Raw genomic sequence first — 12,406 nt, forward strand, 5'->3', positions numbered from 1 at the left:
GCATTGTTTGAATCCTGACAAGCGCTTCGGCGCTTTTCTTTTGGTTATAAACCGAGCTTCGTCCGGCAGGACGCAGCGCGGAATCACGAAGGAGCAACCATGAGCCTGCCCAATCCCGCCGATCTGATCAGCCAGATGGCGACCCGCCTCAAGGCGCACCTTGCCCAGCGTGACATCAGCGAACCGCGTTACATCGGCATCCGCACCGGCGGCATCTGGGTCGCGCAGGCGCTGCTCAAGGAACTGGCCAGCGATGCGCCACTGGGCACGCTGGATGTGTCCTTCTACCGCGACGACTTCAGCCAGAACGGCCTGCACCCGCAAGTGCGCCCGTCCGCCCTGCCCTTCGAGATCGAAGGCCAGCATCTGGTGCTGATCGACGACGTGCTGATGAGCGGTCGGACCATCCGCGCCGCCATGAATGAACTGTTCGATTATGGCCGCCCGGCCAGCGTTACCTTGGTCTGCCTGCTGGACCTGGACGCCGGCGAGCTGCCGATCCGCCCGAACGTGGTCGGCGCCACCCTGACCCTGGCCGGCAACCAGCGGGTCAAGTTGTCCGGCCCCGAGCCGCTGACGCTCGAACTGCAAGACGTCACCCTTTAATCCGCCCTATTGAGAGTCCCCCTCGCGATGACGCCTCTAGATACCAAGCGCCCGCTGCAGCTCAATGATCAGGGCCAGCTGCGCCACTTCCTCTCGCTCGACGGTTTGCACCGCGAGTTGCTGACGGAAATCCTCGACACTGCCGACTCGTTCCTTGAAGTCGGTGCCCGGGCGGTGAAGAAAGTCCCGTTGCTGCGCGGCAAGACCGTGTGCAACGTGTTCTTCGAGAACTCCACGCGCACCCGCACCACGTTTGAACTGGCGGCCCAACGGTTGTCGGCAGACGTGATCACCCTGAACGTGTCGACATCGTCGGCGAGCAAGGGCGAAACGTTACTCGATACCCTGCGCAACCTTGAGGCCATGGCCGCCGACATGTTTGTCGTGCGCCACGGCGACTCGGGCGCGGCGCACTTCATCGCCGAGCATGTCTGCCCGCAGGTGGCGATCATCAACGGCGGCGACGGCCGGCATGCGCACCCGACCCAGGGCATGCTCGACATGCTCACCATCCGTCGGCACAAGGGCGGTTTCGAAAACGTCTCGGTCGCCATCGTCGGCGACATCCTGCATTCGCGGGTGGCGCGCTCGAACATGCTCGCGCTGAAAACCCTCGGCTGCCCGGATATCCGTGTGATCGCGCCGAAAACCCTGCTGCCGATCGGCATCGAGCAGTATGGCGTCAAGGTCTACACCGACATGGCCGAAGGCCTGAAAGACGTCGACGTGGTGATCATGCTGCGCCTGCAACGTGAACGCATGACCGGCGGCCTGCTGCCCAGCGAAGGCGAGTTCTACCGCCTGTTCGGCCTGACCACCGCACGTCTGGCCGGAGCCAAACCCGATTGCATTGTCATGCACCCGGGGCCGATCAACCGTGGTGTGGAGATCGAGTCGGCGGTGGCCGACGGCCCGCACTCGGTGATCCTCAATCAAGTGACCTACGGCATCGCGATTCGTATGGCCGTGCTGTCCATGGCCATGAGCGGGCAGACTGCGCAACGTCAATTCGAGCAGGAGAACGCCCAGTGAAGCTCAGCATTCTCGGCGCACGCGTCATCGATCCCAGCAGCGGCCTGGATCAAATCACCGACATCCACGTTGAAGCCTGCAAGATCGTCGCCCTCGGCGCCGCACCGGCCGGTTTCAGCGCAGTAGAAACCATCGATGCCCAAGGCCTGGTCGCCGCGCCTGGCCTGGTCGACCTTAACGTTGCCCTGCGCGAGCCGGGCTACAGCCGCAAAGGCTCGATCGTCAGCGAAACCCGCGCCGCTGCTGCCGGTGGCGTGACCAGCCTGTGCTGCCCGCCGAAGACCAAACCGGTGCTCGACACCTCCGCTGTGGCCGAACTGATCCTCGACCGCGCCCGCGAGGCTGGCAACACCAAAGTGTTCCCGATTGGCGCGCTGAGCAAAGGTCTGGACGGTGAGCAACTGGCCGAACTGGTCGCGCTGCGCGACGCCGGTTGCGTGGCGTTCGGCAACGGTCTGGAGAGCTTCCGCAACAGCCGCACCCTGTGCCGGGCGCTGGAATACGCGGCGACTTTCGACCTGACAGTGATCTTCAACTCGCAGGATCACGATCTGGCCGAGGGCGGTCTCGCTCACGAAGGCGCGGTCGCCAGTTTCCTAGGCCTGCCGGGCATCCCGGAAACCGCCGAAACCGTGGCGCTGGCTCGCGATCTGCTACTGGTCGAGCAGACCGGCGTGCGTGCGCATTTCAGCCAATTGACCAGTGCGCGCGGTGTGGCGCTGATTGCCCAGGCGCAGGCCCGTGGCTTGAAGGTAACGGCGGATGTTGCGTTGTATCAGCTGATCCTGACTGACGAAGCGCTGATCGACTTCAACAGCCTTTATCACGTGCAACCGCCGCTGCGCACCCGCGCCGACCGCGACGGCCTGCGTGAGGCAGTGAAGTCCGGGGTGGTTTCGGCGATCTCCAGCCATCACCAGCCCCACGAGCGCGACGCCAAACTGGCACCGTTCGGCGCCACCGAGCCGGGCATCAGCAGTGTTGAGTTGCTGCTGCCGCTGGCGATGACGCTGGTTGAGGATGGTTTGCTCGACTTGCCGACGCTGCTGGCACGTCTCAGCGCAGGTCCGGCCGAAGCCCTGCGCCTGCCGGCGGGCAAACTGGCGGTAGGCGGCGCGGCGGATATCGTCCTGTTCGACCCCAAGGCTTCGACGGTGGCCGGTGAACACTGGCTGTCGAAGGGCGAGAACTGCCCGTTCATCGGGCACAGTCTGCCGGGTGTGGTGCGCTACACTCTGGTGGATGGGCGGATCAGCCACCAGGCATGACCTGCTGCTGAGGAGATTGTGGCGAGGGGATTTATCCCCGTTCGGCTGCGTAGCAGTCGCGAAGCCATTGCAAGCGGTGGAGCAAATCCACCGCGTTCTCGGATTCAGGAGCGCTTCGCGGCCCAACGGGGATAAATCCCCTCGCCACTACTTACTGAAAGGCGCCGCGATTCTGCGCGTTGCGCACCGACACCTGATCGTTCAGGGTCCAGAAGTCATACAGCACGCCAATAAAGAACAACCCGCCGGTCAGCAGATACAGCAGGCCGCTGATCCATTTACCCTGATACATCCGGTGCACGCCGAACACACCGAGGAAAGTCAGCAGAATCCACGCGACGTTGTACTCGATCGGCCCGGCGGCAAAGCGCAGATCCGCTTCGCGATCCATCGCCGGGATCAGAAACAGGTCGATCAGCCAGCCAATCCCGAGCAAACCGAAGGTGAAGAACCAGATCGTCCCGGTCACCGGTTTGCCGTAGTAAAAGCGGTGCGCGCCAGTGAATCCGAAGATCCACAGCAGGTAGCCGATGACTTTGCTGTGAGTGTCTTTTTCTTTCACGCGGGGTAGCTGATAGCTGTTCATTAAGACCTCATTGCACTCGATAGATAAATATTCTTCATTTCTTTGTGACTTTTTTACAGGTGGCCGACGTATGGCAAATGTTACCGTTGCTAGCGCGAAACCCTTGTAGAACCTGACTTCTGTCGGACAATTGCGTACTTTTTGAGCGTTTTTGGTTCCATAGCCAGCCGAATGAATCGATGAACGGCCTCGGAACGGCAAAAAAAGCTGTTATAAAGTTGCGCGCTATCACTTATGAGCCACGCCTAATGCGACCATTTTTCAAGACATGGCTGACTATTTGCCTATTAATGCCACTGGCCGCCCACGCCACCAATCGTGAGCAACGTCTTCCCAACGTCAACGGCTTCACCCCTAAATCCCATGCTTCGGCTCCATCGAGCAAAAGCAGCAAGAGCAAGACCACCACGCTGAGCAGCAAGAGCCGCAGCAAGCTGGTGCCACCGATGGCGAGCAAGGAAAGCAGCAATGTGCTGAGCCGTGCGGTAAACGTCCTCGGTACACCTTATCGTTGGGGCGGCAGCAGCCCAAGTAAAGGCTTCGATTGCAGCGGTCTGGTGAAATATGCGTTCAACGACGCTACGTTCGACCTGCCACGCACCTCCAATGCCATGGCCAGCGGTCACGGCGAGAAAGTCGAGCGCAAGGATCTGAAGCCGGGCGATCTGATTTTCTTCAACATCAAGAGCCGTCGGGTCAATCACGTTGCCATCTACCTGGGCAACGACCGCTTCATCCACGCCCCGCGCCGTGGCAAAGCGGTGAGCATCGACACGCTGAACAAGCCGTACTGGGAAAAGCATTACGTCGTCGCCAAGCGCGTGTTGCCGAAAGAGCAACAGCAGCTGCGCGTAGTCCAGCGCTGAGCTGTTTGATCTCCTGAATCAGCTTCAGCAGTACCGGCCTTTTCGCGAGCAGGCTCGCTCCCACAGAAAAATGCATTCCAGCTGAAGGAATACGGTTTGATGTGGGAGCGAGCCTGCTCGCGAGGGGCCGGCAGCCGCACCACCGACCCTCAGAAGTTATCCGGGGTGCGCGCCTTCTCCCGCGCATGCTCGCGGCTGATCAAGCCCTTGGTCACCAGATCCTTCAGGCACATATCGAGTGTCTGCATCCCCAACGACCCACCGGTCTGAATCGCTGAATACATCTGCGCCACCTTGTCCTCGCGAATGAGGTTACGGATCGCCGATGTCCCGAGCATGATTTCATGCGCCGCCACCCGCCCGCCGCCGATCTTCTTGATCAACGTCTGCGACACTACCGCCAGCAACGACTCCGACAGCATCGAACGGACCATCGACTTCTCGTCGCCGGGGAACACATCCACCACGCGGTCGATGGTCTTCGCCGCCGAGGTCGTGTGCAGCGTGCCGAACACCAGATGCCCGGTCTCGGCGGCGGTCAGCGCCAGGCGAATGGTTTCAAGATCACGCATCTCGCCAACCAGAATCACGTCCGGGTCTTCACGCAGGGCCGAGCGCAGTGCGGTGGCGAAGCTGCGCGTATCGCGATGGACTTCGCGCTGATTGATCAGGCATTTGCGCGATTCATGGACGAACTCGATGGGGTCTTCGATGGTGAGAATGTGGTGATGGCGATGGGTGTTGAGGTAATCGATCATCGCCGCCAGCGTGGTCGACTTGCCGGAGCCGGTCGGCCCGGTGACCAGCACCAGCCCGCGCGGCGCGTCGGTGATCTTGCGGAAAACATCGCCCATGGCGAGGTCTTCCATGCTCAGCACTTTCGACGGAATAGTGCGGAACACGGCGCCGGCACCACGATTCTGGTTAAAGGCGTTGACCCGAAAGCGCGCCACGCCGGGTACATCGAAGGAAAAATCCGTTTCCAGATTTTTCTCGAATTCGATGCGCTGGGTGTCGTTCATGATGTCGTAGATCAGATCGTGCACTTGCTTGTGATCCAGCGCCGGCAGATTGATCCGTCGCACGTCGCCATCGACGCGAATCATCGGCGGCAGGCCGGCCGACAGGTGCAGGTCGGAAGCGCCCTGTTTGGCGCTGAAGGCCAGCAGTTCAGTGATATCCATAGCGTCCCTCAATTCCAGTAGAATGCCGCGAACCTACAGACCGCCGGCGCCTCTTGATGTCCACGATAGCAGACAACATCCTTCAGGTTAGTTCGCGCATCCAGGCAGCGGCGAAAGCTGCGCACCGCGACGAAAACAGCATCCATTTGCTCGCCGTGAGCAAGACCAAACCCGCCCAGGCCCTGCGGGAAGCCTATGCGGCGGGCCTGCGCGACTTCGGCGAGAACTACTTGCAGGAAGCCTTGGGCAAACAGCTGGAGCTGGCCGACCTGCCCTTGATCTGGCACTTCATCGGCCCCATTCAATCGAACAAGACTCGCGCGATTGCCGAGCATTTCGACTGGGTGCACTCCGTGGATCGTCTGAAAATTGCCCAACGCCTGTCCGAACAACGCCCGGCCGAACTGCCGCCACTGAACATCTGTATTCAGGTCAATGTCAGTGGCGAAGCGAGCAAATCCGGTTGCACGCCGGCCGATCTGCCAGCGCTGGCCGAGGCGATCAGCGCGTTGCCCCGTTTGAAACTGCGCGGTTTGATGGCGATTCCCGAGCCGACCGAGGAGCGCGCCGAACAGGACGCTGCCTTCGCCGCCGTGCAGGCATTGCAGGCGAGCCTCGATCTGCCGCTCGACACACTGTCCATGGGCATGAGCCACGACCTCGAGTCGGCCATCGCCCAAGGCGCCACCTGGGTGCGGATCGGTACCGCGCTGTTTGGCGCCAGAGATTATTCCCAGTCTTGAACGTTTCCAGATAAGGACCACACATGAGCAACACACGTATTGCGTTTATCGGTGCGGGCAACATGGCGGCCAGTCTGATTGGCGGCTTGCGCGCCAAAGGTCTGGAAGCGGCGCAGATCCGCGCCAGCGATCCGGGCGAAGACACCCGCGCCAAGGTCAGCGCCGAACACGGCATCGAAACCTTCGCTGACAACGCCCAGGCTATCGAAGGCGTCGATGTCATCGTCCTGGCGGTCAAGCCACAGGCGATGAAAGCCGTGTGCGAGGCGATTCGCCCAAGCCTGAAACCGAATCAAGTGGTGGTGTCGATCGCCGCCGGCATTACCTGCGCGAGCATGACCGCGTGGCTCGGCGAACAGCCAATCGTGCGCTGCATGCCGAACACCCCGGCGCTGCTGCGTCAGGGTGTCAGCGGTTTGTACGCGACCAGCGAAGTAACCGCCGAGCAGCGTCAGCAAGCCGAAGAGCTGCTGTCCGCCGTCGGCATCGCCCTGTGGCTGGAAGAAGAACAGCAACTGGACGCGGTCACCGCAGTGTCCGGCTCCGGCCCGGCGTACTTCTTCCTGCTGATCGAAGCCATGACCGCCGCCGGCGTCAAACTTGGCCTGCCAAAAGAGATCGCTGAGCAACTGACCGTGCAGACTGCTCTGGGCGCCGCGCACATGGCGGTGTCCAGCGATGTCGACGCCGCCGAATTGCGTCGCCGCGTGACCTCGCCAAACGGCACCACGGAAGCTGCGATCAAATCATTCCAGGCTGGCGGCTTCGAAGCGCTGGTTGAAACCGCACTCGGCGCCGCCGCGCACCGCTCGGCCGAAATGGCCGAACAACTGGGCAAATAAAGGAGCCTTACATGATCGGATTGAACACCGCAGCGGTTTACGTGCTGCAAACCCTCGGCAGCCTGTACCTGCTGATCGTGCTGCTGCGCTTCGTCCTGCAACTGGTGCGGGCGAACTTCTACAACCCGCTGTGCCAGTTCGTGGTCAAGGCCACTCAGCCGCTGCTCAAGCCTTTGCGCCGGATCATCCCGAGCCTGTTCGGCCTCGACATGTCGTCGCTGGTGCTGGCGATTCTGGTGCAACTGCTGCTGATGGCGCTGACCCTGCTGCTGACCTACGGCACCACCGGCAACCCGCTGCAACTGGTGATCTGGTCGCTGATCGGCGTCACCGCGCTGTTCCTGAAGATCTTCTTCTTCGCCCTGATCATCAGCGTGATCCTGTCGTGGGTTGCACCGGGTAGCCACAATCCGGGCGCCGAACTGGTCAACCAGATCTGTGAGCCGGCGCTGGCACCGTTCCGCCGCTTCCTGCCGAACCTCGGCGGCCTGGACCTGTCGCCGATCTTCGCCTTCCTTGCGCTGAAATTGATCGACATGCTGGTGATCAACAATCTGGCGGCGATGACGATGATGCCGGAGATTCTGCGTTTGCTGATGTGAGGTGAGAGGGATTGGCGCTCGGCTTGATATGGCGTCGTCTGCGCCCCTCACCCCAGCCCTCTCCCAAGGGAGAGGGAGCCGATTTGTGTTGAGCTCAAGATTGGAGTTCGACTCGCAATTATCAGGTCGGCGCAGTTCGACAGAACACCTTGGTCAGTCCCCTCTCCCTGTGGGAGAGGGTTAGGGTGAGGGCTGCTTGCCGCTAACCCCCCCGGTCTTTAGACTTACGCCTCATTTCAACGAGAGCAGGGTCGATGCCAACTGCCTTTCCCGCCGATTCTGTTGGTCTGGTAACGCCGCAAACCGCGCATTTCAGCGAACCGCTGACGCTGGCCTGTGGCCGTTCGCTGGCCGCTTATGACCTGATTTATGAAACCTACGGCACGCTGAACGCCCAGGCGAGCAACGCCGTGCTGATCTGCCACGCGCTGTCCGGTCATCATCACGCCGCTGGTTATCACAGCGTCGACGACCGCAAGCCCGGTTGGTGGGACAGCTGCATCGGTCCCGGCAAGCCGATCGACACCAACAAGTTCTTTGTGGTCAGCCTGAACAACCTCGGTGGCTGCAACGGCTCCACCGGCCCGAGCAGTATCAACCCGGAGACCGGCAAGCCGTTCGGCGCCGATTTCCCGGTGCTCACCGTGGAAGACTGGGTGCACAGCCAGGCGCGCCTGGCTGACCTGCTCGGCATCGGCCAGTGGGCAGCGGTGATTGGCGGCAGCCTCGGCGGCATGCAGGCCCTGCAATGGACCATCACCTACCCGGATCGCGTGCGGCACTGCCTGGCGATCGCCTCGGCACCAAAACTGTCGGCGCAGAACATCGCCTTCAACGAAGTCGCGCGCCAGGCGATCCTCACCGATCCGGAATTCCACGGCGGTTCGTTCCAGGAAGCCGGCGTGATCCCCAAGCGCGGGCTGATGCTGGCGCGCATGGTCGGGCACATTACCTATCTGTCCGACGACTCCATGGGTGAGAAATTCGGCCGTGGCCTGAAGAGCGAAAAGCTCAACTACGACTTCCACAGCGTCGAGTTCCAGGTCGAAAGCTACTTGCGTTACCAGGGCGAAGAGTTCTCCGGGCGCTTCGATGCCAATACTTATCTGTTGATGACCAAAGCGCTGGATTACTTCGATCCGGCGGCGAACTTCGACGATGATCTGGCGAAAACCTTTGAAAACGCTACGGCCAAGTTCTGCGTGATGTCGTTCACCACCGACTGGCGCTTCTCCCCGGCTCGCTCGCGAGAACTGGTGGATGCGCTGATGGCCGCGCGCAAGGACGTCAGTTATCTGGAAATTGACGCACCGCAGGGCCACGACGCCTTTCTGATTCCGATCCCGCGTTACTTGCAGGCGTTCGGCAATTACATGAACCGCATTTCGTTGTGAGAAAGCCATGAGAGCTGATCTGGAAATCATCCAGGAATGGATCCCCGCCGGCAGCCGCGTCCTCGACCTGGGTTGCGGTGACGGCGAGCTGCTGACCTGGCTGCGCGACAACAAGAACGTCACCGGTTATGGCCTGGAAAACGACGCCGACAACATCGCCGAGTGCGTGGCCAAGGGCATCAACGTCATCGAGCAGGATCTGGACAAAGGCCTGGGCAATTTTGCCAGCAACAGTTTCGACATCGTCGTCATGACCCAGGCCCTGCAGGCGGTGCATTACCCGGACAGGATCCTCGACGAAATGCTCCGGGTCGGCCGGCAGTGCATCATCACCTTCCCCAACTTCGGCCACTGGCGCTGCCGCTGGTATCTGGCGAGCAAGGGCCGCATGCCGGTGTCCGAGTTTCTGCCGTACACCTGGTACAACACGCCGAACATCCACTTCTGCACCTTCGAGGATTTCGAAGAACTGTGCCGCGAACGTGATGCGAAGGTCATTGATCGGCTTGCCGTGGATCAACAGCACCGCCACGGGTGGGCCAGTAAGCTATGGCCTAATCTGTTAGGTGAAATCGGTATCTACCGCGTCAGCAGTCCGCAGTTGGCGGACCACCGAGTCGCGGTCTGAGCCTGGGCATTTGAAGGAGCACGAACATGAGTCGTCTAGCGTTGCTGTTACTCACCGCCTGCCTGAGCGCCAGTGCCATGGCGGCGGACGTCATCAAAGGTGAACGCAAGGAAACCTTCGGCGACATCACGGTGCACTACAACACGTTCAGCTCGACGTTCCTGCAACCGGACATCGCCAAGGCTGCCGAGCTGATCCGCAGCAAAAACCAGGGAGTGATCAACGTCTCGGTGGTCAAGGACGGCAAACCGGTGATCGCCAGCGTCACCGGCACGGTCAAGGACCTGACCAGCAACAGCGTGGCGCTGAAATTCCGCCAGGTCACCGAACAGGGCGCGATCTACTACATCGCCCAGTACCCGGTGCCGCAACAGGAAACCCGCACCTTTGAAATCAAGGTGCAGAACGGCGACAAGATCAACACCATCAATTTCAACCAAGAACTCTTTCCCGGCGAATGATGAACATCAAGCAGCTCGTACTGGCCAGCCATAACGCCGGCAAACTCAAAGAACTCCAGGCCATGCTCGGCGACTCGGTGCAACTGCGCTCGATTGGCGAGTGGAGCAAGGTCGAGCCGGAAGAAACCGGCCTGTCGTTTGTCGAAAACGCGATCCTCAAGGCCCGCAATGCCGCACGCATTTCCGGGCTGCCGGCACTGGCCGACGATTCCGGGCTGGCAGTGGACTTCCTCGGCGGCGCACCGGGCATCTATTCGGCGCGTTACGCCGACGGCCAGGGCGACGCGGCGAACAACGCCAAACTGCTCGATGCGCTGAAGGACGTGCCGCAAGCCGAGCGCGGCGCGCAGTTCGTCTGCGTGCTGGCACTGGTGCGCCACGCCGATGATCCGCTGCCGATCCTCTGCGAAGGCCTGTGGCACGGACGCATCCTCAACGCAGCCAGCGGCGAGCATGGCTTCGGTTATGACCCACTGTTCTGGGTGCCGGAGCGCGACTGCTCCAGCGCCGAACTGAGCCCGGCCGACAAGAACCAGATCAGCCACCGCGCCCGTGCAATGGATCTGCTGCGCCAGCGTCTGGGCTTGAAATGACCACTGATTCTTCCGCGTCGTCGCTGATCATCGGCGGCGCCGCGTCCTCGCCTCGGGCACCGCTGCCAACCCTGCCGCCCCTGGCGCTGTACATCCACATTCCGTGGTGTGTACGCAAATGCCCGTATTGCGATTTCAACTCGCACACCGCCAGCCCGGTGCTGCCTGAGCAGGAATACGTCGACGCGCTGCTGGCCGATCTCGACCAGGATCTGCATGCGGTGTATGGCCGTGAGCTGACCTCGATTTTCTTCGGTGGCGGGACGCCGAGCCTGTTCAGCGCCGAAGCCCTCGGACGCTTGTTGCAGGGCGTCGAGCAACGCATCCCGTTCGCCGATGACATCGAAATCACCCTTGAGGCCAATCCGGGCACCTTCGAGCAAGAGAAGTTTGTTGCTTATCGCAAGCTGGGGATCAATCGCCTGTCGATCGGCATCCAGAGTTTCCAGCAGGAAAAGCTTGAAGCCCTCGGCCGCATCCACAATGGTGACGAAGCCGTGCGTGCGGCGGGCATGGCCCGGCAGGCCGGGTTCGATAACTTCAACCTCGACCTGATGCATGGTTTGCCCGATCAGTCGCTGGACGATGCCCTGAGCGATCTGCGCCAGGCCATTGCGCTGAAGCCGACGCACATTTCCTGGTATCAACTGACGCTGGAGCCGAACACGGTGTTCTGGAACCAGCCGCCAGTGCTGCCGGAAGACGACACCCTGTGGGACATTCAGGAAGCCGGTCAGGCGCTGCTGGCCGAGCACGGTTACGCGCAGTATGAAGTTTCGGCGTATGCCCAGGCCGGTCGCCCGGCGCGGCATAACCTCAATTACTGGAGTTTTGGCGATTTCATCGGCATCGGCGCCGGTGCCCATGGCAAGCTGAGTCATCCGGACGGGCGCATCGTGCGCACATGGAAAACCCGCTTGCCGAAGGACTATCTGAATCCCGCGAAGAGCTTTCAGGCTGGCGAGAAATCGCTGAGCAATGACGAGATACCCTTCGAGTTCCTGATGAACGCCCTGCGCCTGACCGCCGGGGTCGAATCGCGCCTGTATCCGGAGCGCACCGGCCTGTCGCTGGAGACCCTCGCCGAAGGCCGGCGCGAGGCCGAACAAAGCGGCCTGTTGCAGGTCGAACCGTCACGCCTGGCGGCGACCGAACGCGGCCAGCTGTTCCTCAACGATTTGCTGCAACAATTTCTGAACTGACTTCAGCTCAAAGGGAAAACGCATGGATTTGATACTCGACCTGCTGGCCACCGTCTCCCGCTGGAGCCGCAGCAATCTCTCGGAAATCGCTTTGGCGCTGGTCGGTTGCCTGCTGGTGCTGTTCGGCGCTGACTTCAAAGGCTGGGTCGAGCAACGCCTGGGCAGCATCGCCGGCGCCCTGCGCGTGCCGCTGATGGCCCTGCTCTGCCTGATCGGCAGCGGCGCCGCGCTGATCTACGCCACGCCGTGGGTGATCAAAGGCCTGAGCCAGTTCAACAACTACAGCCTGGCGCCGGTGCTGTTGGTGGTGTTGGTGCTGATCGGCGTCGTCGCCGACCGCCGCTGACCCCGCAAGCACCCCGAAACAAAATGTGGGAGCGAGCCTGCTCGCGAAGGCGT

General features: G+C 61.5%; 15 protein-coding genes. 13 read left to right on the plus strand and 2 right to left on the minus strand.

Features of this window, described 5'->3' with window-relative positions:
• Positions 1–99: 99 nt before the first annotated feature.
• From pyrR to V8J63_RS00470, 3 genes are read left to right on the plus strand one after another with little or no spacing between them, the layout of a single operon-like run.
• Entirely contained in the window at positions 100–606 is a 507-nt protein-coding gene (gene pyrR, locus V8J63_RS00460; RefSeq protein WP_024014655.1) for a bifunctional pyr operon transcriptional regulator/uracil phosphoribosyltransferase PyrR, read from the plus strand.
• 27 nt (positions 607–633) lie between these two features.
• Positions 634–1,638 carry an aspartate carbamoyltransferase catalytic subunit gene (locus tag V8J63_RS00465; protein WP_336463428.1) on the plus strand — a complete coding sequence of 335 codons (1,005 nt, stop codon included), beginning with the start codon at positions 634–636 and terminating at the stop codon, positions 1,636–1,638.
• Positions 1,635–2,906: a dihydroorotase gene (locus tag V8J63_RS00470; RefSeq protein ID WP_122751158.1), complete on the plus strand. Its 1,272-nt coding sequence runs from the start codon at positions 1,635–1,637 to the stop codon at positions 2,904–2,906. Before V8J63_RS00465 ends, V8J63_RS00470 begins: the two co-directional genes overlap by 4 nt.
• 151 nt (positions 2,907–3,057) lie before the next feature.
• Here V8J63_RS00470 and V8J63_RS00475 read toward each other — a convergent pair whose 3' ends face one another.
• Positions 3,058–3,492, minus strand: coding sequence for an NINE protein (locus tag V8J63_RS00475; protein WP_016772734.1), 435 nt, complete (start codon positions 3,490–3,492; stop codon positions 3,058–3,060).
• 248 nt (positions 3,493–3,740) lie between these two features.
• On the opposite strand from V8J63_RS00475, the gene V8J63_RS00480 reads away from it, so the two are divergent.
• Positions 3,741–4,358 (plus strand): C40 family peptidase, encoded by a 618-nt coding sequence (locus V8J63_RS00480; RefSeq protein ID WP_024014657.1) that lies wholly within the window; start codon positions 3,741–3,743, stop codon positions 4,356–4,358.
• A 149-nt stretch (positions 4,359–4,507) separates the two neighbouring features.
• Here the strand turns inward: V8J63_RS00480 and V8J63_RS00485 are convergent, their stop codons facing one another.
• Complete coding sequence (locus V8J63_RS00485; protein ID WP_016772732.1) at positions 4,508–5,542, minus strand: type IV pilus twitching motility protein PilT; 1,035 nt, start codon at positions 5,540–5,542, stop codon at positions 4,508–4,510.
• 56 nt (positions 5,543–5,598) lie between these two features.
• Here V8J63_RS00485 and V8J63_RS00490 point away from each other — a divergent pair, with 56 nt between their 5' ends.
• The 9 genes from V8J63_RS00490 to V8J63_RS00530 all read left to right on the plus strand — a co-directional run bounded on the left by V8J63_RS00490 (position 5,599) and on the right by V8J63_RS00530 (position 12,353).
• Positions 5,599–6,285 (plus strand): YggS family pyridoxal phosphate-dependent enzyme, encoded by a 687-nt coding sequence (locus tag V8J63_RS00490; RefSeq protein WP_110644427.1) that lies wholly within the window; start codon positions 5,599–5,601, stop codon positions 6,283–6,285.
• A 23-nt stretch (positions 6,286–6,308) separates the two neighbouring features.
• Positions 6,309–7,127, plus strand: coding sequence for a pyrroline-5-carboxylate reductase (gene proC, locus V8J63_RS00495; protein ID WP_336463429.1), 819 nt, complete (start codon positions 6,309–6,311; stop codon positions 7,125–7,127).
• An 11-nt stretch (positions 7,128–7,138) separates the two neighbouring features.
• Positions 7,139–7,729 carry a YggT family protein gene (locus V8J63_RS00500; protein WP_016772729.1) on the plus strand — a complete coding sequence of 197 codons (591 nt, stop codon included), beginning with the start codon at positions 7,139–7,141 and terminating at the stop codon, positions 7,727–7,729.
• A gap of 254 nt (positions 7,730–7,983) precedes the next feature.
• Complete coding sequence (gene metX, locus V8J63_RS00505) at positions 7,984–9,123, plus strand: homoserine O-succinyltransferase MetX (protein WP_024014658.1); 1,140 nt, start codon at positions 7,984–7,986, stop codon at positions 9,121–9,123.
• A 7-nt stretch (positions 9,124–9,130) separates the two neighbouring features.
• A complete protein-coding gene (metW, locus tag V8J63_RS00510; RefSeq protein ID WP_039757544.1) occupies positions 9,131–9,751 on the plus strand; it encodes a methionine biosynthesis protein MetW in 621 nt (206 codons plus the stop codon).
• A gap of 26 nt (positions 9,752–9,777) precedes the next feature.
• On the plus strand, positions 9,778–10,212 hold the full coding sequence (locus V8J63_RS00515) for a DUF4426 domain-containing protein (protein WP_336463430.1): 435 nt from the start codon (positions 9,778–9,780) through the stop codon (positions 10,210–10,212).
• Complete coding sequence (rdgB, locus tag V8J63_RS00520; protein ID WP_122698589.1) at positions 10,209–10,805, plus strand: RdgB/HAM1 family non-canonical purine NTP pyrophosphatase; 597 nt, start codon at positions 10,209–10,211, stop codon at positions 10,803–10,805. The genes V8J63_RS00515 and rdgB overlap by 4 nt, the downstream gene beginning before the upstream one ends.
• Complete coding sequence (gene hemW, locus V8J63_RS00525) at positions 10,802–12,007, plus strand: radical SAM family heme chaperone HemW (RefSeq protein WP_130926542.1); 1,206 nt, start codon at positions 10,802–10,804, stop codon at positions 12,005–12,007. The genes rdgB and hemW overlap by 4 nt, the downstream gene beginning before the upstream one ends.
• Before the next feature lie 22 nt (positions 12,008–12,029).
• Positions 12,030–12,353, plus strand: coding sequence for a DUF3392 domain-containing protein (locus V8J63_RS00530; RefSeq protein ID WP_008083808.1), 324 nt, complete (start codon positions 12,030–12,032; stop codon positions 12,351–12,353).
• The last annotated feature ends 53 nt before the right edge of the window (positions 12,354–12,406 follow it).

Origin of the sequence: Pseudomonas sp. CCNWLW23 (genome assembly GCF_037095675.1) — a bacterium.
GTDB lineage: Bacteria > Pseudomonadota > Gammaproteobacteria > Pseudomonadales > Pseudomonadaceae > Aquipseudomonas > Aquipseudomonas atacamensis.

What these genes read in the sequence shown, in the direction of transcription:
- V8J63_RS00515 (WP_336463430.1), top strand. Translation starts at nt 9,778, where the DNA reads ATGAGTCGTCTAGCGTTGCTGTTACTCACCGCCTGCCTGAGCGCCAGT.
- V8J63_RS00485 (WP_016772732.1), bottom strand. Translation starts at nt 5,542, where the DNA reads ATGGATATCACTGAACTGCTGGCCTTCAGCGCCAAACAGGGCGCTTCC.
- metX (WP_024014658.1), top strand. Translation starts at nt 7,984, where the DNA reads ATGCCAACTGCCTTTCCCGCCGATTCTGTTGGTCTGGTAACGCCGCAA.
- V8J63_RS00490 (WP_110644427.1), top strand. Translation starts at nt 5,599, where the DNA reads ATGTCCACGATAGCAGACAACATCCTTCAGGTTAGTTCGCGCATCCAG.
- hemW (WP_130926542.1), top strand. Translation starts at nt 10,802, where the DNA reads ATGACCACTGATTCTTCCGCGTCGTCGCTGATCATCGGCGGCGCCGCG.
- V8J63_RS00530 (WP_008083808.1), top strand. Translation starts at nt 12,030, where the DNA reads ATGGATTTGATACTCGACCTGCTGGCCACCGTCTCCCGCTGGAGCCGC.
- V8J63_RS00480 (WP_024014657.1), top strand. Translation starts at nt 3,741, where the DNA reads ATGCGACCATTTTTCAAGACATGGCTGACTATTTGCCTATTAATGCCA.
- proC (WP_336463429.1), top strand. Translation starts at nt 6,309, where the DNA reads ATGAGCAACACACGTATTGCGTTTATCGGTGCGGGCAACATGGCGGCC.
- pyrR (WP_024014655.1), top strand. Translation starts at nt 100, where the DNA reads ATGAGCCTGCCCAATCCCGCCGATCTGATCAGCCAGATGGCGACCCGC.
- rdgB (WP_122698589.1), top strand. Translation starts at nt 10,209, where the DNA reads ATGATGAACATCAAGCAGCTCGTACTGGCCAGCCATAACGCCGGCAAA.
- metW (WP_039757544.1), top strand. Translation starts at nt 9,131, where the DNA reads ATGAGAGCTGATCTGGAAATCATCCAGGAATGGATCCCCGCCGGCAGC.
- V8J63_RS00465 (WP_336463428.1), top strand. Translation starts at nt 634, where the DNA reads ATGACGCCTCTAGATACCAAGCGCCCGCTGCAGCTCAATGATCAGGGC.
- V8J63_RS00475 (WP_016772734.1), bottom strand. Translation starts at nt 3,492, where the DNA reads ATGAACAGCTATCAGCTACCCCGCGTGAAAGAAAAAGACACTCACAGC.
- V8J63_RS00500 (WP_016772729.1), top strand. Translation starts at nt 7,139, where the DNA reads ATGATCGGATTGAACACCGCAGCGGTTTACGTGCTGCAAACCCTCGGC.